This is a genomic window from Nonomuraea sp. NPDC050691, from assembly GCF_040654455.1.
GTDB lineage: Bacteria > Actinomycetota > Actinomycetes > Streptosporangiales > Streptosporangiaceae > Nonomuraea.
Genome location: NZ_JBFAIA010000002.1, coordinates 99910 through 118203, shown reverse-complemented (window position 1 = coordinate 118203; position 18294 = coordinate 99910). Strand labels below are relative to the sequence as shown.

Sequence of the window (18294 nt, the reverse complement as noted above, 5' to 3'; positions counted from 1 at the left end):
ATGGAGCCAACGGGCGCCGCGCCGCTTCGCCCGACGGATCTGCGAGAAATCGGTCCGTACCGGTTACTCGGCCGCCTCGGCGAGGGCGGCATGGGCACGGTGTTCCTGGCCCGCGCCCCCACGGGGAGGTTCGTGGCGGTCAAGGTGGTGAAGGCGGAGTTCGCCAACCAGGAGGGGTTCGCGGTCCGCTTCCACGCCGAGGTGGAGAACGCGCGCAGGGTGGCCTCGTTCTGCACCGCCCAGGTCCTCGACAACGGCAACACCGGCGACGGCCGGCCGTACATGGTGACCGAGTACATCGCGGGCACCCCTCTGTCGGCGCAGATCTCGCAGTACGGCGCGCTCGACCCGGGCCCGCTGCACGGCGTGGCGCTCGGCGTCGCGGCGGCGCTGGCCGCCATCCACGTGTCGGGACTGGTCCACCGCGACCTCAAGCCGGCCAACGTCATCCTCTCCCTGTCCGGGCCGCGCGTGATCGACTTCGGCATCGCGCGGGCCCTGGACCGGGAGACCGGGTTCACGCTCTCCGGCGAGCTGCTCGGCAGCCCGGGCTGGTGGGCTCCCGAGCAAGTGCGCGGCGAGGCGATCACCCCGGCCGTGGACATCTTCGCCTGGGGCTGCCTGGTCGCGTACGCGGGCAACGGCCGCCACCCGTTCGGCCGGGGTGACGTCATCACGCTGGCCTCGCGGGTGCTGCACACGGCCCCCGACCTCGGCACGCTTCCCGCCCCGCTCAACGATCTCGTACGGCGGGCGACGTCGATGGACCCCGCCCAGCGGCCCTCGGCGCAGGAACTCGTGATCGCCCTGGTCGGCGGCGGGCTCCCCGGCGCCGGGGCGACGGCCACGGCCCCGGCGGCCGACCCGCCCACGCTGGTGGCCACCGAGCTGCTGAACGAGTGGCAGGCGCCGCAGAACGTGGTGGACGAGCCCGACATCACCGCGACCTTCGCCACTCCACCACCCGCCGACACCCTGGCCACCCCGAGTTCGGTGCCGTCGCGGCCAGCCTCTTCACCCCCTTCGTCCCCGCCCTCGGGTCCGAACTCCGCGTCCCCCTCAGCTCCGGCCGGGAAAGGCCCGACGCCGGACAGCTCGACACCGGACAGCTCGACGTCGCCCGGCCCCGCCCCGGACGCCCCCACCCCGGCGGAGAAGCCGGACGCCCTGTCCGAGAAGGAGCTGGCGCGGCGCGAGGAGCTGGCCGCCCGCGAAGAGCTGGCCCGCTGGGACGCCCAGGCCAAGGCTCAGGTCGAGAGCCAGGCACAGGCCCACGCCGAGGCCCCGGTCAAGATCGTCGATTCCGGGAAGCCGAAGGCCGGCCTCGGCTCAGGTGGTCACGGGCCGGCTGGGCAGGTTCATGACGTACGGTCTCACGCCGAGCTCCCAGCACCCCTCTCACGCCCCCTCGAGTCCTCCGAGACCATCCCCCCTCAGGACCAGCAGGCCCGGCGTCCCCGCGGCACCCGCTGGCTCATCGCCGCGGCCGCCGCCGTCCTTGCCATCGCCGTCACCGCGGCCGTCCTCATCGCCACCTCCACCCGCAACGTCACCTCCCCCACCCGCACCCGCACCGCCTCCCCGGCGGCGCAGCGGCAGCCGGTCGACCTCGGCCGCAGGTTCGCGCTCGGAACGTCGTTCGACGACCCTGTGCTGGTGGTCCCGACGGCGCCGACGTGCGGGCTGAAGGAGTACGAGGGCACGCGGCAGACCCAGGGGCAGCTCTGCGTGGTGCGCTGGTCGATGATCAACCCGGGTGGCGCGCTGCGGGAGATCGGCAGCCCGGCGGTGTCGCTGGTGGACGACCAGGGCGGCCGGCACGACCCCGCGCCGGTCCGGCTTCCCGACGTCATCGCGCCGGGCGGCCGCCTCGACCGGGCCTACGTCTTCGACCTGCCCCTCTACCGCATCCCCGTCCAGCTCACGGCGACCCTGCTCAGGGGGGGCCGCCAGGTGGAGGTCAGGCTGTGATGACCCTGCGCGCGGCTCTCCTCACCGCGGTGATGCTGTCCACGGCGGTCGCCGGCGTCGCGGGCCCCACGACCGCCGCGACCGCCGCCTGCACCAGCCCGAACGACTTCGACGGTGACGGCGTGGACGACGTGGCCGTGGGCGACCCGTTCGCCGACGACGACAAGGGCGCCGTTCACGTGATCTCCGGGCAGAAGGTCGTGCCCGTCCCGGTGCCCGGTCCGGCGCGGGGCGACGGGTTCGGCTGGTCGGTGCGGCTGGCCAAGGTCAACGCCGACGCCTGCGCCGATCTGGTCGTCGGCGCGCCGTTCACGGACGTGCGCGGCAGCGAGGACGCGGGCGCCGCCTACGTCGTGTACGGCGGGGGCGCGGCGCCGCCCCGGCAGCTCACCGCCGCCGAGCCGCAGCGCGACGCCCACTTCGGCTGGTCCGTGGCCGGCAAGGGCGACCTGGTGGCGATCGGCGCCCCGTACGAGGACGAGGCGCGGCTGGCCGACACGGGCGCCGTCTACGTGGCCAAGGGCGAGGGCCGGCCGCGCCGGATCAGCCAGGAGTCGCAGGAGGTGCCCGGCAACGGCGAGGTGGGCGACCAGTTCGGCTGGGCGCTGGCCTTCGGCGCGGGCAACCAGCTCGTCGTCGGCGTGCCGTACGAGAACGACGACGGCGCGGGCCGCCAGGTCGGCTCCGGCAGGATCGACTCGGGCGCGGTCGTCGTCATCGCCGACGCGCTCGCGCCCAGGCTCTCGGGCGTGAAGATCGACTCCCCGTCCGACGCCGACGGCGACCGGTACGGCTACGCGGTGGCGTACGCCGACGGCGCGGGCCTCGCGGTGGGCGCCCCCGGCCCCGGCTACGTGCAGCTCCTGAACCCCAAGCTCACGCCCATCAGGACCGTCCGGCAGGGCGGCAAGCAGGCGTTCGGCTTCTCCCTGACCGCCTCGGCCGACGGCAGGCTGGCCGTCGGCGCCCCGTACGGCGGCGGCGTCCGCGTGCTGTCCTTCCGTGACCCGGCCGACGAGCGCGTGCTCCCCGGCGCGGACGGCCTCACGGGCTACGCCGTGGCCTTCAGCGGCAACAAGCTGTACGTGGGACGGCCGGACGCCGCCCCGTACGGGAAGGTCGCGGTGGGCGGCCGCAACGCCGAGGAGCCGCAGGACGTGCAGCCCGCCCAGGGGGCCGACTTCGGGATGTCCCTGGGAGGCTGAGCCCGGGTCACCACGCGCCGAAGACGGCCACCCCGTTGGCGTCGATCGCCTCGCACAGCGCGGCCGGCTCGACTCCCTTGACCTCCGCCAGGCAACGCAGCGTCAGCGGGATCAGGTAGGGCGCGTTGGGCTTGCCGCGGTGGGGCACCGGCGGGAGGTACGGGGCGTCGGTCTCGACGAGCATGAGCTCCACCGGCGCCACCCTGGCCGCCTCGCGCAGGTAGCCGGCGTTCTTGTACGTGACGGGCCCGGAGAACGACAGGTAGTAGCCCGCCGCCGCGCACTCGGCGGCCATCTCGGCGTCACCCGAGAAGCTGTGGAACACCACGACCGGCGGCGCCCCCTCCTCGGCCAGCACCTTGAGCACGTCGGTGTGGGCGTCACGGTCGTGGATGACCAGCGCCTTGCCGGTGCGCTTGGCGATCTCGATGTGCGCCCGGAAGGAGGCGTGCTGGTCGTCACGGCTCGCCCAGTCGCGGAAGTAGTCGAGGCCGGTCTCGCCCACCGCGCGCACGTCGGGCCGGCCGGCCAGCGCCTCGATCTCGGCCAGCGTCTCGGGGGTGGCGGCGTGCGCCTCGTTGGGGTGGATCGCCACCCCGGCGTACACGTCGGCGTGCCCGGCCGCCACCTCGGCGTTCCACCGGGACGACGGCAGGTCGTAGCCGATCGTGACGAGCCGGGTCACCCCGACGGCGCGGGCGGCGTCGAGGATGCCGTGCACGGTGGCCGACGCGGCCTGCGCCGCCTGGGCGACCGGGTCGCCCGAGGACGCCTGCCGGTCGCCCACCATGATGTCGAGATGGCAGTGGCTGTCGAACACCGGAGCCGGCAGCGGCTCCGGCGCGACAGGAGGGGCGGCGGGGGGCTTGCTCACGGTCACTCGCCCAGCCGGGCCAGCTCCTCGTCGACCACCTTGGGGTCGAGCTTCTTGAACAGCGGCACCGGCGGCGCGAGCGGGGTGCCCGGCTGGATCCGCCGGTGCTCCCAGCGGGCCGCGCCGTCGTAGTCGCCCGTGATCACCGGGTAGGAGGAGCCGCCGTCCTCGTCGACCTCGCGGATCTCCGGCATGCCCGACCACACGCCCTCGCCGCCCAGCATGGCGTGGACCTTGTTGGACGAGCCCGGCAGGAACGGCGTGAGCATGGTCTTGGCGTCGTCGACGACCTGGAGGGCGACGTGCAGGATCGACTTCTGCCGCTCCGGGTCGTCCTTGAGCTTCCACGGCTCCTGCTCGGCGAGGTAGCGGTTGGCGTCGCGGACCACGTCGAAGGCCTCGGTGATGGCGTTCTTGAACCGCGAGCGGCCCAGCTCGGCTCCCACGGGGCCGAACGCCTCACGCGAGCGCTGGAGCAGCTGCCGGTCGGCGTCGGTGAGGTCGCCGGGCTCGGGGATCTGGCCGAAGTTCTTGGCGGCCATCGAGATCGACCGGTTGACCAGGTTGCCCCAGGCGGCGACCAGCTCGCCGTTGTTGCGGTTGACGAACTCCTGCCAGGTGAAGTCGGTGTCCTGGGTCTCCGGGCCGGCCACGGCGATGTAGTAGCGCAGGGCGTCGGCGTCGTAGCGCGCCAGGAAGTCGCGCACGTAGATGACGACCTGGCGCGAGGAGGAGAACTTGCGGCCCTCCATGGTCAGGAACTCGCTGGAGACCACCTCGGACGGCACCTCGAGCCTGCCCAGCGAACCCGGCCGGCCGTCGCGCGCGCCCTGGCCGTTGTAGCCGAACAGCATCGCCGGCCAGATCTCGGCGTGGAAGACGATGTTGTCCTTGCCCATGAAGTAGTAGCCGCGGGCGTCGGGGTTCTGCCACCACTGGCGCCACGCCTCGGGGTCGCCGGAGCGCCTGGCCCACTCGATCGAGGCCGACAGGTAGCCGACGACCGCGTCGAACCACACGTACAGCCGCTTGTTGGGCTGGTCGCGCCAGCCGTCGAGCGGGATGGGCACACCCCAGTCGAGGTCGCGGCTGATGGCGCGCGGCTGGAGGTCGCCGAGCAGGTTGAGCGCGAACTTCAGCACGTTGGGCCGCCAGTCGCCCTGCTTGGACTGCAGGTAGGAGCCGAGCACCTCGGCGAAGGCGGGCAGGTCGAGCATGAAGTGCTCGGTCTCGGTGAAGACCGGGGTCTCGCCGTTGATCCGGCTCTTCGGGTTGATGAGCTGGATCGGGTCGAGCTGGTTGCCGCAGTTGTCGCACTGGTCGCCGCGCGCGCCGTCGTAGCCGCAGATGGGGCAGGTGCCCTCGATGTAGCGGTCGGGCAGGGTGCGCCCGGTGGTCGGCGAGATCGCCCCCATCGTGGTCTTGGGGAAGATGTAGCCGTTGTCGTACAGGCCCTTGAAGATCTCCTGCGCGATCGCGTAGTGGTTGCGGGTCGACGTGCGTGTGAACAGGTCGTAGGACAGCCCCAGGCCGGTCAGGTCCTCGGCGATGACCCGGTTGTAGCGGTCGGCGAGCTCCCTGGCGGTCACGCCCTCCTTGTCGGCCTGGACCTGGATGGGCGTGCCGTGCTCGTCGGTGCCGGAGACCATCAGCACCTTGTTGCCCGCCATCCGCTGGTAGCGGCTGAAGACGTCGGACGGCACGCCGAATCCGGAGACGTGCCCGATGTGGCGAGGGCCGTTGGCGTACGGCCACGCGACGGCGGTCAAGATGTGCTGGGACATGGTTCCAAGACTACGGGGCGGGGGCGGCCACCTCGAACCGGTTGCCGCCCCGCCGGGTCAACGGGTGGTGGTGTCCTCGCGGGGCGTCTGCTCGGCCTGCTCGCGGGAGACGATCTCGGCGGCCTCCTCGGCGGCCTTGGCGGCCACGTCGGCGGGCGTCTCGCGGGTGCGGCGGATGCCGAGGATGCTGACGAACAGCGCGGCGAAGATGGTCTGGAAGCTCATGATGAGCGCCGTCGCGGAGGGCACGACGATGCGCAGCGACTCGCGCGGGTCGAGCTCGCCGAAGCTGCGGACCTGCCAGTGGACCAGCGACATCACCAGGCCGACGAGACCGGCCAGCGCCAGCAGGCCGCCGACCACGAGCCCCTTCTCCAGGGTGACGATGTCGATGAGCTTGCGGATGCGCGGCGACTCCGGCAGGAACCCCTCCTCGGCCGCGTAGACCTTGGTGAAGACCGCGAACAGGACCGCCTGGAAGCCGATCACCACCGCCGCCGACGCGCCGACCAGGGTGTCGACGTCGAAGGCCAGCTCGCCGAACTCCACCGGGCCGAAGGTCAGCGCGGTGCCGGCGACGAGGCCGAGCGCCATCATGACCAGGCCGGGGTAGAAGAACAGCCACTTGGGGCTGTAGAGCAGCAGGAAACGCAGGTGACGCCAGCCGTCGCGCCAGGAGCGCAGGTGCGGCGGGCGGGAGCGGCCGTCGGGCGACAGCGTGGTCGGCACCTCGCGCACGTCGAGGCCGGACAGCGTGGAGCGGACCACCATCTCGGAGGCGAACTCCATGCCGCCGGTCTGGAGCTGCAGGCGCAGGATCGAGTCGCGCCGGAAGCCGCGCAGGCCGCAGTGGAAGTCGCCGATGGCCGAGGGGAAGAACAGCCGGCCGACGAACGACAGCACCGGGTTGCCGAGGTAGCGGTGGAGCGGGGGCATGGCGCCCGGCGCGATGCCGCCCCGGAACCGGTTGCCCATCACCAGGTCGGCGCCGTCGCGCAACTGCTCCACGAACGGCAGCAGCGCGGTGAAGTCGTAGGAGTCGTCGGCGTCTCCCATGATGACGTACTTGCCGCGGGCGGCCCGGATGCCGCCCATGAGGGCGTTGCCGTAGCCCTTCTCGTCGACGTGGACCACACGGGCGCCGGCGTCACGAGCGATCTGCTGAGAGCCGTCCGTGCTGCCGTTGTCGGCGATCAGCACCTCGCCCTCGATGCCGTGCTCCTCCATGCACGCCAGCGCCTTGCGCACACAGACTTCCACGGTCTCGGCCTCGTTGAGGCAGGGCATGACCACCGTCAGTTCCACGTCTCAACCCTTCAGTTAGGACACTTCCAGCACACCATCATGCCCTCTGCCCAGACTTGGTCGCGGCAAGTCCTAGAAACGGCTGGCATTCTTTACAGCATGGTGAGCGTCGCGGAGATTACCCCTGTGGACCACTCCGCCCCTGGCCGGACGGCGCGTGCGCTGGCCTTTCTGCGCCGTCATCGGGTGTTCGCCGTGGCCTTCGCATTGGGCGGGGTGCTGCGGCTCGTCACCATGCTCGGATACGGGCCGGCGATGTGGTTCAACGACTCCTACGAGTACGTCTCGGTGGCGCTCCACCCCCGGCCGCACCCGATCAGGCCCAGCGGCTACGGGTTCTGGATGATGATCCTGAAGCCGTTCCACAGCTTCACCCTGGTGGTGTTCACCCAGCACCTGATGGGGCTGGCCACGGCGGCGCTGATCTACGCGCTGCTGCGGCGCAGGTTCGGGCTGCCGAAGTGGGGGGCGACGCTCGCGGCGGCGCCGGTGCTGTTCGACGCCTACCAGATCCAGCTCGAACAGCTGATCATGTCCGACTCGATGTTCATGCTGCTGGTCGTGGGCGTGATCACGCTGGTGCTGTGGCACCAGCGGATGTCGTGGAAGCTCGGCGCGGTGGTGGGCATGCTGCTCGCCCTGACCTGGCTGACCCGCTCGATCGGGCTGCCGATCCTCGCGCTCGTGGTGGCGTACCTCGTGGTCAAGCGCACGAGCTGGAAGGCGGTCGTGGCGGTCGTCGTGGCCTGCGCGGTGCCGATCCTCAGCTACATGGGCTGGTTCTCCGCCAGTGTGGGCAAGTTCGCCATGACCAACAGCGACGGGCTGATCCTCTACATGCGCACGGCCATCTTCGCCGACTGCTCGAAGATGCACATCGACAAGTACAAGGACATCCAGCTTCTCCTGCTGTGCATCAACGACCCGGTCGACGAGCGCAAGCCCTACGCCCAGTGGTACCTGTGGGGCCAGGGCGGCGGCGGCACGGGCACCGGTGAGGTGCTGCACCGGTGGGGCGCCGGCAAGAAGTTCACCGAGATCACCAACGAGGCGGCCAGCGCCTTCGCCACGCGGGCGATCCTGTCGCAGCCGGGCGACTACCTGCGGGTGGTGGCGCGCGACTTCTTCCGTTCCTTCAACTGGACCCGGCCGCAGTTCCCGGACGAGCCGACGTACCTCATGTACGAGTTCCGCCCGTACTACGACCTCGACGCCAACGGGCGCGCGAAGCGGCTGCCCAACTGGCCCGCCTACCAGGGGCGCACCGACACCGACGCGTTCACCTACGAGCAGGGGCCGCCCGAGACGCGCATCGTCTCGCCCTGGGCGCAGATCATGAGCGGCTATCAGGACGTGTTCTACCTGCGCGGCATCATGCTGGGCGGCATCATGCTGGTCGGCCTGTACGGCGTCGTGGTGCGCTGGCGCAGCTTCGGCGGGCCGGTGGCGCTGCCGTGGCTCGGCGCGTTCGGGCTGCTGCTGGCGCCGGCGGCGACGGCGGAGTTCGACTACCGGTACGTGCTGCCCGCGGTGCCGCTGGCCTGCATCGCGGCGGGGATCACGCTGCGCCACGGCATCACTTGGGGGCGGCCTCGACCCACGAGCGCGTCAGCATCCGAGCCCACCACTGTGCCTGCGTGATCAGCTCGCCGGTCAGCACGGGATACAGCCACCAGAAGTTGATCAGCACGATGAGCGCCAGCGCGCCCACGGCGGCGGCCCCGGCCGCGCGCCGTCCGGGCCGGGCATCCTGCCTGCCGAGCGCCAGCCCGGCGACCAGGGTGACCCCCAGCACCATGAACGGCACGACGGGGATCATGTAGAACAGGTACATCGTGCGGTTGTCGGCCACGGCGTAGTAGAACCACGGCAGCCACCCCACGGCCACGGCGAGCAGCACCGAGCCGGCCCGCCAGTCGCGGGCGGACGAATACCAGACGACACAGCCGAGCAGGGCCAGCCAGGCGGCGAACCAGAGGGCGGGCGTGCCGGCGCCGATCACGGTCTCGGTGCAGTCGCGGGCGCCGCAGCCGGTCCCGCCGGTCTCGTGGGCGAACAGGACGGGCCGGAACAGCACCGGCCACGTCCACGGCTCCGACATGTACGGGTGGTAGAGGTCGAGCCCGGTGTGGTAGCCGAGCACCTGCACCTGGTACTTCAGCCACGACCGCATCGAGTCGACGACGAAGAACAGCGGCCCGGACGAGGTGGCCTGCGCCCAGCCGCGCCCGTAGCCGCCGTCGCGGGCGAACCAGCTCGCCCACGACGCGACGAAGGTGAGCCCGGGGGCGAGCACCATCGCGGCGGCGGCCGGCGGCAGGTCCAGCGCGAAGGTCCCCTTGTACGGCTCGCGCAGCCCGGCGGCGCGCCTGGCCCCCATGTCCCACACGAATCCGAGCACGGCGAACGCGACGAGGAAGAAGATCCCGGACCACTTGACCGCGCAGGCCGCGCCCAGGCAGACGCCCGCGGCGATCCGCCACGGCCGTAACCCCAGCCTGGGGCCGTACGAGGTGAGCGGGTGGGTCTCGCACCAGGCGGCGAGCCGGCCCCGCGCCCAGTCGCGGTCGGCCACCAGGCAGGCGAACCCGGCCAGCACCCAGAACATGAGGAAGATGTCGAGCAGCGCCGTCCGTGACAGCACCAGGTGCAGGCCGTCGAGGGCGAGCAGCAGGCCGGCCAGGCAGCCGAGCAGGGTCGAGCGGGTCATCCGGCGGGCCACCCGGGCGATGATCAGGATCGACAGGGTGCCGGCGACCGCGGCGGCGAAGCGCCAGCCGAACGGGTTCATGCCGAACATCCACTCGCCGACGCCGATCATCCACTTGCCGAGCGGCGGGTGCGAGACGAACGCGGCGCAGTCGCCGGGCTCCGGGCAGTGCTTCCAGATGTCGAGGTTGCCGGCCATGATGCGCCGGTCCGCGATCGGGTCCTTGTCGGTGCCGAGGGTGTGGCGCTCGACGCCGTAGGTGAGCAGGGAGAAGGCGTCCTTGATGTAGAAGGTCTCGTCGAAGACGACGGCGCGGGGCTCACCCAGGCGGACGAAACGCAGGATCCCGCCGAAGACGGCGACCAGGACGGGGGCCAGCCAGCCCCACCGGGGGGTGCCCTGCATCGGCGGCACGAGCCTGCGCGGTGAATCCCCCCAGTTCTTCACGAACTGCACCCTAAAGGGAGAGAGATCATCTGTGCACGGCGTCGTAGAGCTCCCGCTTGGGCATCCCGGCGGCCTTCGCGACCTCGGCGACGGCGGCCTTGCGCTGCTCTCCGGCGGCCACCCGGCGCTCCACCTCCGCGACCAGCGCCTCCACGTCGGGCGGCCCCTCGTCGGGGACGTGGCCCGCCACCACGACGGTGATCTCGCCCTTGACCCCGCCGGCCGCCCACGCGGCCAGCTCGGCCAGGCCGCCGCGGCGCACCTCCTCGTAGGTCTTGGTCAGCTCCCGGCAGACGGCCGCGGGCCGGTCGGCTCCGAACGCCTCCGCCATCGCCTCCAGCGACTCGGCCAGCCGGTGCGGCGCCTCGAAGAACACCATCGTGCGCTCCTCGCCGGCCAGCGCCGACAGGCGGCGGGCGCGCTCGCCCGTCTTGCGCGGCGGGAACCCCTCGAAGCAGAAGCGGTCACTGGGCAGCCCGGACACGGCCAGGGCGGTGGTGACGGCGCTCGGGCCGGGCAGCGCGGTGACCGTGACGCCCTCCTCGACCGCCAGCCGGGTCAGCCGGTAGCCGGGGTCCGACACGCCCGGCATGCCGGCGTCGGTGATGACGACGACCGTGCGGCCCTCCTTGAGGGTCTCGATGAGCTCCTGGGCGCGGCCGGCCTCATTGGCGTCGTAGTAGGAGACGACCCGGCCGCCGATCTCCACGCCGAGGTCGGCGGCCAGCCTGCGCAGCCGCCGCGTGTCCTCCGCGGCCACCACGTCGGCGCTCCGCAGCGCCTCGCGCAGCCGCGGCGAGACGTCTCCCGCCTGACCTATCGGGGCTCCCGCCAGCACCAGCCTGCCGTCTTCTCTCACCCGGCCATTGTGGCAGGACCTCCCGATCGGACCGTGTTCACGGGTAAACATCGGCTTCAGGCCCGTACGATGTCCGAATGGCGGTGACCGATTTCGCGTACCACGCCTTTGGTGAGCCGAAGGCCGACGAGAGCAGTCCCCGGGCACGTTCCGTGCGCGAGCGGATGGTCCCGCCCATGCCCGCGAACCCGCTGTGGGGATGGCTCGGGCCGCTGCTCGTCGCCGCCTTCGGCGGGGTCCTGCGCTTCATCGGCCTGGCGCATCCCCGGGCCGTGGTCTTCGACGAGACGTACTACGCCAAGGACGCCTACTCGCTGATCACCTGGCTGGTGGAGCGGGTCACCGTCAAGGACGCCGACAAGGCCATCCTGGCCGGCAACCTCAACATCTGGCAGAAGTGCGCGCCCGACCAGCTCGACAAGTGCGCCTCCTACGTGGTCCACCCGCCGCTCGGCAAGTGGATGATCGGCGTCGGCGAGTGGATGTTCGGCATGAACCCGTTCGGCTGGCGCTTCGCCGCCGCGGTCGCCGGCACCCTGTCGATCCTGATCATCGCCCGGGTGGCCCGCCGGATGACCCGCTCGACCCTGCTCGGCTGCTTCGCCGGTCTGCTGCTCGCGCTCGACGGCCTGCACTTCGTCCTGTCGCGGACGGCGCTGCTCGACATCTTCCTCATGTTCTGGGTGCTGGCCGGGTTCGCCTGCCTGGTGGCCGACCGTGACTGGGCGCGGCGGCGGCTGGTCGAGTGGTACGAGACCGGCCCGCTGTCGCCCGAGGGCCCGTCGCTGGGCCTGCGGCCCTGGCGGATCGGCGCCGCGCTGTGCATGGCCGCGGCCTGCTCGGTGAAGTGGTCCGGGATCTTCTTCCTGGCCGCGTTCGCCGTCATGTCGGTGTTGTGGGACTTCGGGGCGCGGCGGGCCGTGGGGCTGCGCCGGCCGTACGCGGGGGCCTTCACCAAGGACGTGCCGCCCGCGGTGGCGGCCTACGGCGGGGTGTGGTTCCTCGCGTACATGGCGACCTGGACCGGCTGGTTCGTCACGGCGACGGGCTACGGCCGCAACTGGGCGCAGGCCACCTCGTCGGGGCCGTTCTACTTCGTCTTCGACTCGATGCGGTCGTGGGTGAAGTACCAGTGGCAGGTCTTCACCTTCCACAGCGGGCTGGAGACGTCCCACCCGTACATGTCGGAGCCGTGGCAGTGGCCGCTGCTGCTGCGCCCGGTCGCGTTCTACTACGAGGGCAAGCAGAACGCCTGCGGCGCGCGCGACTGCTCGGAGGCCGTGCTCGGCGTGGGCACGCCGGTGATCTGGTTCGGGTCACTGCTCGCGCTGGTGGCCCTCATCGCCTGGTACGTCGCCTCGCGCGACTGGCGGGCCGGGGCGGTGCTGCTCTCGTACGCGGTGGGCTGGCTGCCCTGGTTCTACTTCGCCATCACCGACAACCGGACGATGTTCCTGTTCTACGCGATCCCCATGGTGCCGTTCATGGTGCTGGCGATCACGTTGTGCGCCGGCTGGCTGATCGGGCCGGCGAATCGCACCGCGAGCGGGGCGCTGCCGATGCGGCGCACGATCGGCGCGGCGGTGGTCGGGGCGTTCGCGCTGCTGGCGCTGATCAACTTCTGGTGGTTGTATCCGATCCTCACGGCCGAGCTCATCCCCTACACCGAATGGAAAGCCCGCATGCTCTTTGACAAACGGTGGATCTGACAGTGTCGGGCCACTTATTAGTTGTTTCGTAGGGTAGATCCGTGCAAGACCCAATACGCACCGGTTTCGGGCATCGTCAGGCCCGGGGTCGATACGGCAAACTTCGAGGCATGAGTGCACCAGACGTCACCGCGCTCCTCGCCGAACTGGAGCGCTCCGAGCCGGACCTGGCCGAGGAGGCCAGGACGGCCGTCGAGTGGCTGACCGGCGGCGACCCGCTGGAGACGGTGACGCAGCTCGACGTCTGCGAGTTCCTCTGGTACACGCTCCCGCTGAAGGTCGGCGGCGACCACGAGCGGCTGGCCCGCTCGCTCGGCCGTCTGCTCCACCTCGGCGGACTGCGTCGTTACGCCGCGCTGTGCGTCTCCCCCACCACCCAGCAGATCCTGCAGACGTACGCCCGCGAGGGCGAGGACGCGGGCACCGCCGCCTACCAGGAGGCCCTGGAGGCCACGGGGGTGCTGCCGCCCGACGTGCCGGAGCTTCAGTGGAGCACGATCATGGGGCCGGAGGAGCTGGGCGCGCACGTGGCCTGCTCCGCCGCCCTGGAGCTGGCCATCCTGGCGGGTGACGACGACCTCGACCGGGTCGCGCTGACCCGGCGCTGGCTCACCGAACCCCGCGGCGACCTGGGCGGCGACAGCTGGCTCAACCGCGTCCACGGCGAGCGGCTCAACCGCTGGGTGCTGGGCCGCGGTCCCGCACGCAGGGAGCTGGCCCAGCCGTTCGAGGTCCGGCTGCACGCGCCGGTGCCCGCCCAGCAGATCCCCCCGCTCCACGGGCTGCTGTCGCTGGCGGCCTCGGAGGAGAGCCTGCCGCTGCGGCTCGCGCCCTCGCCGGAGGCGCTGCGGCTGCGCGACCTGGCCGAGCGGGAGCTGAGCGCGCTGCGCCGCGACGGGGCCCGGCTGTCCATCACCGCCGTGGGCAGGCGGCTGCTGCTCTCGCCCGACGCGATGTGGGAGGCGGTGACCCGGCTGCTGCTGCCCAAGGGTGAGCAGGAGTTCGAGCTGGCGGCCCGCGAGGCGGCGCTGATGTTACTGGCCGACGGGTCGCTCATCTCGCCGGCCGAGCTGCGCCGCCGCGTCGCCGAGGTGGTCGGTGACGAGGGCTGGCATCCGGCCACGGAGCCGGGCGACGTCGCCAAGCCGGTGGACGACCTGGTGGGGCGGCTCACGGCGCTCGGGCTCGCGTTCGGCGACGAGCTGGCGGTGCGCATGTCGCGGGTGGGTCACTTCGCGGCCCTGGCCGCGCTGCGCGCCCACGCGCTGCGGCCCCGGCAGTACGTCAGCGCGGGCTGACGTTGCGGATGGCGCGCTTGAAGTCGGGGCACTCCACGAGCGGGTCGTGGTCGCAGACGGACGCGTGGCGCAGGCTGTCGCGCAGCCGGGTGAGCTGCCGCACCCGCGCGTCCACCTCGCGCTCCTTGGCCGCCATGCGATCGCGCAGCGCCGTGTCGGACGGCCGGGCCCCCAGGAACGCGCTGATCTCCGCCAGCGTGAACCCCGCGTCGCGGGCGCAGCCGATCAACCCCAGCCGGTCGAGGGTCTCCGGCCGGTACGCGCGGCGCAGGCCGTTGCGCGCGGCCGGCTCGATGAGGCCCTTGCGCTCGTAGAACCGCAGCGCCGAGGGGGCCAGCCCGGATCGCCGGGCCACCTCGCCGATGTCGAGCAGAGCCTCGTCCGTTTCCCCGGCCATGAACGTCCTCCTCGCGCACTTGACTTGAACCGCGCTTCAAGTCGCATTGTAGGCGCATGAAGATTCACCACCTCAACCTCGGCTCGATGCGTGAGATCGAGTCCACCACCGGCCTGCCCTCCGCGCCGGCGGTCTGCCACGCCCTGCTCATCGAGACGCCGTCCTCGGGCCTCGTCCTCGTCGAGGCGGGTCTCGGCCTCGACGACGTCGCGCGTCCCGGCGAGCTGCTCGACACGGAGTGGGTGGAGCAGGTGATGCCCGCGCTCGCCCCCGCCGAGACCGCCGCCCGGCAGCTCCCCGCGCTCGGGTTCGACCCGGCCGACGTGCGGCACATCGTGCTCACCCACCTGGACGTGGACCATACGGGCGGGTTGCCGGACTTCCCCGGCGCCGCCGTCCACGTCATGGCGGCCGAGCTGGAGGCCGCCGCGGCCGAGGCGCCGAGCCGGCGCTACCGGCCCGGCCACTGGGCGCACGGCCCGCGCTGGGTCACCTACGGCGAGGGCGGCGAGACCTGGTTCGGCATGGAGGGCGCGCGGCCCCTGGAGGGGCTGGACGACCTGCTGCTCGTGCCGCTCGGCGGGCACTCGCGGGGACACGCGGGCGTGGCGGTCAGGGACGGCGACCGCTGGCTGCTGCACGCGGGCGACGCCTACTTCTACCACCGCGAGCTCGAACCGGAGCCCGTCGCGCACCCGCTGATGAACCTCGTCCAGCAACTGGCGCAGGTGGACGCCGAGCTCCGGATCGCCAACCAGGCCCGGCTGGGGGAGCTGGCCCACGAGCACGGGGTGGAGGTGTTCTCCGCCCACGACCCGTGGGAGTTCGCCCGGCGTCAGGAAGTCAGGAGGTGAGGGTGGCGTGCAGGCGGCGGGCCTGGCGCACCAGGCCGGTCGCCCGGCTCCGGCCGGCCAGCTCGGCGACCGGCGCCAGCGCTCCCCTGGCGCCCGCCCAGCCGGCCACGTCGGCGGCCAGCGTCATCATCCGGGTGTGCGTGTTCGTCGCCCGTTCGCCGGGCCCCGGCAGGTATCCGGCCAGCAGCCCCGCCATCACCTCCCACACCTCCCGGTGCGCGCCGCGCCGGGCCAGCTCCTCCAGCGCCCGCAGCACCTCGGCGGGGCTGTAGTAGCGCTCCTCCCACCGGGTCTCGTCGTCACGGAGCAGCGCCGCGAGCTGCCGGCCCGTCTCCTCGCCGAGCCCGCCGGAGGCGGCCAGCTCCAGCAGGTACGGCACCGCCTCCTCCGGGCTCTCGCACAGATGGTGGGCGGCGAGGACGCCCAGCCCCGCACCGGCGGGCCCCTCGGCGGTCGCCAGCGCGCTCAGGGCGTCGAGCCGGGGCTTGCTGTACGGAGCGTAGGAGCGCAGGCCGAAGGCGGCGAGCGCCGCGGCGACGTCGCGGTGGGCGGCCAGCACCGGGAGAAGCCGGTCGATCACCTCGTCGGAACCGGCGTGCGTCTTCTCTCCTTCGACCGCGGTGACGCCCGAGCCGTCCCAGGAGAGGACGGTTCTGATCAGCGGACCGTTCGAATCCTCCTTCCAGCGCAGCTCCACGCGAGGCTCGACGCGGTCGCCCGACAGCAGGCGGGCGACCGCGCGGCCCGCCTCGCCGGTCAGCCGGGCGGCACGCTCGGCCACCCCGGCGAGCACGGTCCGGGACAGCCGCAGCAGCGCCTGCTCCAGGTCGACGGGCAGCGGCTCGACGCCGTCGCGCTCGTAGCCCTCCAGGCGCTCCACCAGCTCGGCGGCGTCGAGCCGGCCGCTCACGTGGGTGGGCGTGGCCAGCAGGTACGGCGGCAGCGTGCCGTCCGTCAGCGCCTGGTAGACCTCGGCGTAGCGGCGCAGCGGCATGCGCTGACTCAGCTTCGCGTGCGCCGCCTCAGGGATCCGCTCCTCGACGGTGGCGGGCCGGTCGCGGGCCAGGACCGAGTCCGCGGTCCTGCGCTCTGTGCCGGGGTCGCGGAGTTCCTTGGCCATGGCCATGGTCCACTCCTCGGCGTGCCACCACGGGCGCCCCCAGTACTGCCGCACGCGGAAGCGGTCGGCGGCGGGGGCCAGGGCCTCCGTCAGGGCCTCCCGGTCGTTCGCGGCCAGCCGGACGAACCCGTCCAGCCAGCGCTCGGTGGAGAGCCAGTCGACCTCGGACGGCCGCAGGCGGAGCAGCGCGGCGGGCGTGGCGACCGGCGCGGGCATCGGGGCGGGCTCGGGGGCCCGCGGCAGCGGAGGCGGGGTGAAACGGCTCTCCTGCGGGGCGGGCACGGCCTCGCCGCCGAACGCCTCGGCCAGCGCGACACCCTCCCCGGGCGGCATCAGTGCGACGGCGTCGCGGATCGGCTCCGCTCCGTCCAAGGTGAAGCGGGCGGCGTGCTTGAGCGCCAGCCGCGCGGCCCGGTCACGGGCCTCGCCCGCCTCGCACACCAGCGCCGTGGCCAGGGCCGGGGCGTAGCCGTCGAGGTCGCCCGGGTGGTCGCGGACGAGCCGGTCGAGCCAGACCAGCCCGGCGCGCACCAGCTTGCCCTCGGCGCGGAACAGCAGTCCCTCCACGGCCTCACCGGCCTCCTCGGGCTCCAGCCCGCCGAGCGCGCGCAGCCGCTTGACGGCGAGTTCGGCGACGTTGGGCGGGGCGGCGGGCAGCAGCGCCGCGTAGTCGCGCCGCCGTCCGGCCACCTCGGCGGCCGACGGGTCGAGGGCCTCGTGCAGGCGGACGAAGAAGCGCAGGTCGGCGGCCGTACCGCCGCGCAGGAACCGGCTGACGCAGCCGTCGAGGAGGAGCGTGCGCGAGACATGGCCGCTCGCCGCCAGGGTCGCCAGCCGGGCCGGTCGCTCCTCGTCGCCGCGCAACAGCCGGCCCACCCCCTCGGACGCGAACAGGCGCGGCAGCATGACCTCCAGCAGGGGCGCGTCGCCCGGGTCGGCGGGCCAGGCGGAGACCCAGGCCACGGTGAGCGGGTCGTGCGCGGGCGGCTCGGCCCCGGTGCGGCTCAGCAGCTCCAGCGCCAGCCGTACGGACCGGGCGGAGTCGTTGTCGGTGCCGCGCAGCCGCAGGGCCAGGCGGGCGGCGAGGTCGGCCTGCCACTCCGCGGGGCGGTCGGCGAGCACCTGGAGGAGGTACGGAACGTCGTCGGGCTCCTGCCAGAAGCGCCGGAAGTCGCGGCCGTTCAGCCACGCGGCCACGGCGGCGGCCCCGCCGATCGTGCCCGCCCCGGCGACCCGCATGGCCTCCGCCCAGCCCATGCCCTCATCGGCCGACCAGATCGACCGGGCGACCGCCTGACCGTGGCCGAAGCCCCTGAGCTCGGCCAGGAGGCCGGGCAGTTCGCGGGCCACCTCGCGCCGCTCCTCGGGGGTGAGCCGGGTCACCACGGCGGCCGTGGCGGCGGCGTCCTCCTGCTGGACGGCGGCGCGGACCGCCTCCCAGGCCCCGCCCGGCGCGGCGGAGTCTCCTGACACCAACATCTTCATGATCGGGGACCCTAGCGGCGGCCACCGACAACGACCGGAGGCTCAGTCCGCCGCCCGGTTCATGAGCTCCAGCCAGAACCGCCTGGCCTCCTCGCCCCGGTAGCGGCGGGCCCGGACCCGCTCATGGCCGTGGTAGAGGGTGACCTCGGTCGTCACCGTGGCGCCCTCTCCCTCCCGCTCGGCCTCCAGGAAGGTGTGCAGGCTCACCCACTCCTCCGGCCGGGGACTCCAGTCCGGGAAGGCCATACGGCCTGCCTGCCTGCGAAACCCCTGAAA

The 18294-nt window shown here is 72.7% G+C and carries 14 protein-coding genes; 6 read left to right on the top strand and 8 right to left on the bottom strand.

The annotated features are described in order from the left end of the window. Entirely contained in the window at window positions 1–1971 is a 1971-nt protein-coding gene (locus AB0H81_RS01505; RefSeq protein ID WP_358367626.1) for a serine/threonine-protein kinase, read from the top strand. Then, the gene (locus AB0H81_RS01500) at window positions 1971–3176 is read left to right on the top strand and encodes a hypothetical protein (RefSeq protein ID WP_358367623.1); all 1206 of its coding nucleotides are present in this window, start codon (window positions 1971–1973) and stop codon (window positions 3174–3176) included. The genes AB0H81_RS01505 and AB0H81_RS01500 overlap by 1 nt, the downstream gene beginning before the upstream one ends. A gap of 7 nt (window positions 3177–3183) precedes the next feature. Here AB0H81_RS01500 and AB0H81_RS01495 read toward each other — a convergent pair whose 3' ends face one another. The 3 genes from AB0H81_RS01495 to AB0H81_RS01485 are packed head-to-tail and all read right to left on the bottom strand — an operon-like array spanning window position 3184 to window position 7139. Continuing rightward, window positions 3184–4050, bottom strand: coding sequence for a TatD family hydrolase (locus AB0H81_RS01495; RefSeq protein ID WP_358367620.1), 867 nt, complete (start codon window positions 4048–4050; stop codon window positions 3184–3186). A gap of 2 nt (window positions 4051–4052) precedes the next feature. Further along, on the bottom strand, window positions 4053–5834 hold the full coding sequence (metG, locus tag AB0H81_RS01490; RefSeq protein WP_358367619.1) for a methionine--tRNA ligase: 1782 nt from the start codon (window positions 5832–5834) through the stop codon (window positions 4053–4055). 57 nt (window positions 5835–5891) lie between these two features. Next, window positions 5892–7139 carry a glycosyltransferase family 2 protein gene (locus AB0H81_RS01485; protein ID WP_358367616.1) on the bottom strand — a complete coding sequence of 416 codons (1248 nt, stop codon included), beginning with the start codon at window positions 7137–7139 and terminating at the stop codon, window positions 5892–5894. Window positions 7140–7334: 195 nt separating this feature from the next. On the opposite strand from AB0H81_RS01485, the gene AB0H81_RS01480 reads away from it, so the two are divergent. Next, the gene (locus AB0H81_RS01480) at window positions 7335–8780 is read left to right on the top strand and encodes a hypothetical protein (protein ID WP_358367613.1); all 1446 of its coding nucleotides are present in this window, start codon (window positions 7335–7337) and stop codon (window positions 8778–8780) included. On the opposite strand, the gene AB0H81_RS01475 is transcribed toward AB0H81_RS01480, so the two are convergent. Both AB0H81_RS01475 and rsmI read right to left on the bottom strand, forming a co-directional pair. Beyond that, window positions 8716–10296, bottom strand: a complete 1581-nt coding sequence (locus AB0H81_RS01475) for a phospholipid carrier-dependent glycosyltransferase (RefSeq protein ID WP_358367611.1) — start codon at window positions 10294–10296, stop codon at window positions 8716–8718. The two genes, AB0H81_RS01480 and AB0H81_RS01475, sit on opposite strands and share 65 nt — an antisense overlap. A gap of 25 nt (window positions 10297–10321) precedes the next feature. After that, a complete protein-coding gene (gene rsmI / locus AB0H81_RS01470) occupies window positions 10322–11155 on the bottom strand; it encodes a 16S rRNA (cytidine(1402)-2'-O)-methyltransferase (protein WP_358367608.1) in 834 nt (277 codons plus the stop codon). A 77-nt stretch (window positions 11156–11232) separates the two neighbouring features. On the opposite strand from rsmI, the gene AB0H81_RS01465 reads away from it, so the two are divergent. Both AB0H81_RS01465 and AB0H81_RS01460 read left to right on the top strand, forming a co-directional pair. Beyond that, window positions 11233–12864 (top strand): phospholipid carrier-dependent glycosyltransferase, encoded by a 1632-nt coding sequence (locus AB0H81_RS01465; RefSeq protein WP_358367605.1) that lies wholly within the window; start codon window positions 11233–11235, stop codon window positions 12862–12864. A gap of 110 nt (window positions 12865–12974) precedes the next feature. After that, window positions 12975–14162: a hypothetical protein gene (locus AB0H81_RS01460; RefSeq protein WP_358367602.1), complete on the top strand. Its 1188-nt coding sequence runs from the start codon at window positions 12975–12977 to the stop codon at window positions 14160–14162. Here the strand turns inward: AB0H81_RS01460 and AB0H81_RS01455 are convergent. Further along, on the bottom strand, window positions 14149–14559 hold the full coding sequence (locus AB0H81_RS01455) for a MerR family transcriptional regulator (RefSeq protein WP_358367599.1): 411 nt from the start codon (window positions 14557–14559) through the stop codon (window positions 14149–14151). The two genes, AB0H81_RS01460 and AB0H81_RS01455, sit on opposite strands and share 14 nt — an antisense overlap. Window positions 14560–14615: 56 nt before the next feature. On the opposite strand from AB0H81_RS01455, the gene AB0H81_RS01450 reads away from it, so the two are divergent. After that, the gene (locus tag AB0H81_RS01450) at window positions 14616–15413 is read left to right on the top strand and encodes an MBL fold metallo-hydrolase (protein WP_358367596.1); all 798 of its coding nucleotides are present in this window, start codon (window positions 14616–14618) and stop codon (window positions 15411–15413) included. On the opposite strand, the gene AB0H81_RS01445 is transcribed toward AB0H81_RS01450, so the two are convergent. Together AB0H81_RS01445 and AB0H81_RS01440 are read right to left on the bottom strand one after the other, a co-directional pair. Continuing rightward, on the bottom strand, window positions 15403–18018 hold the full coding sequence (locus AB0H81_RS01445; protein WP_358367594.1) for a DUF6493 family protein: 2616 nt from the start codon (window positions 18016–18018) through the stop codon (window positions 15403–15405). The genes AB0H81_RS01450 and AB0H81_RS01445 overlap by 11 nt on opposite strands. Window positions 18019–18060: 42 nt before the next feature. Further along, the gene (locus tag AB0H81_RS01440) at window positions 18061–18264 is read right to left on the bottom strand and encodes a hypothetical protein (RefSeq protein ID WP_358367591.1); all 204 of its coding nucleotides are present in this window, start codon (window positions 18262–18264) and stop codon (window positions 18061–18063) included. Window positions 18265–18294 lie beyond the last annotated feature (30 nt).

Excerpts from the sequence above, each read along its gene's own strand:
- AB0H81_RS01465 (WP_358367605.1), top strand. The coding sequence starts at position 11,233 with ATGGCGGTGACCGATTTCGCGTACCACGCCTTTGGTGAGCCGAAGGCC.
- AB0H81_RS01500 (WP_358367623.1), top strand. The coding sequence starts at position 1,971 with ATGACCCTGCGCGCGGCTCTCCTCACCGCGGTGATGCTGTCCACGGCG.
- AB0H81_RS01450 (WP_358367596.1), top strand. The coding sequence starts at position 14,616 with ATGAAGATTCACCACCTCAACCTCGGCTCGATGCGTGAGATCGAGTCC.
- AB0H81_RS01445 (WP_358367594.1), bottom strand. The coding sequence starts at position 18,018 with ATGAAGATGTTGGTGTCAGGAGACTCCGCCGCGCCGGGCGGGGCCTGG.
- AB0H81_RS01505 (WP_358367626.1), top strand. The coding sequence starts at position 1 with ATGGAGCCAACGGGCGCCGCGCCGCTTCGCCCGACGGATCTGCGAGAA.
- AB0H81_RS01455 (WP_358367599.1), bottom strand. The coding sequence starts at position 14,559 with ATGGCCGGGGAAACGGACGAGGCTCTGCTCGACATCGGCGAGGTGGCC.
- metG (WP_358367619.1), bottom strand. The coding sequence starts at position 5,834 with ATGTCCCAGCACATCTTGACCGCCGTCGCGTGGCCGTACGCCAACGGC.
- AB0H81_RS01440 (WP_358367591.1), bottom strand. The coding sequence starts at position 18,264 with ATGGCCTTCCCGGACTGGAGTCCCCGGCCGGAGGAGTGGGTGAGCCTG.
- AB0H81_RS01460 (WP_358367602.1), top strand. The coding sequence starts at position 12,975 with ATGAGTGCACCAGACGTCACCGCGCTCCTCGCCGAACTGGAGCGCTCC.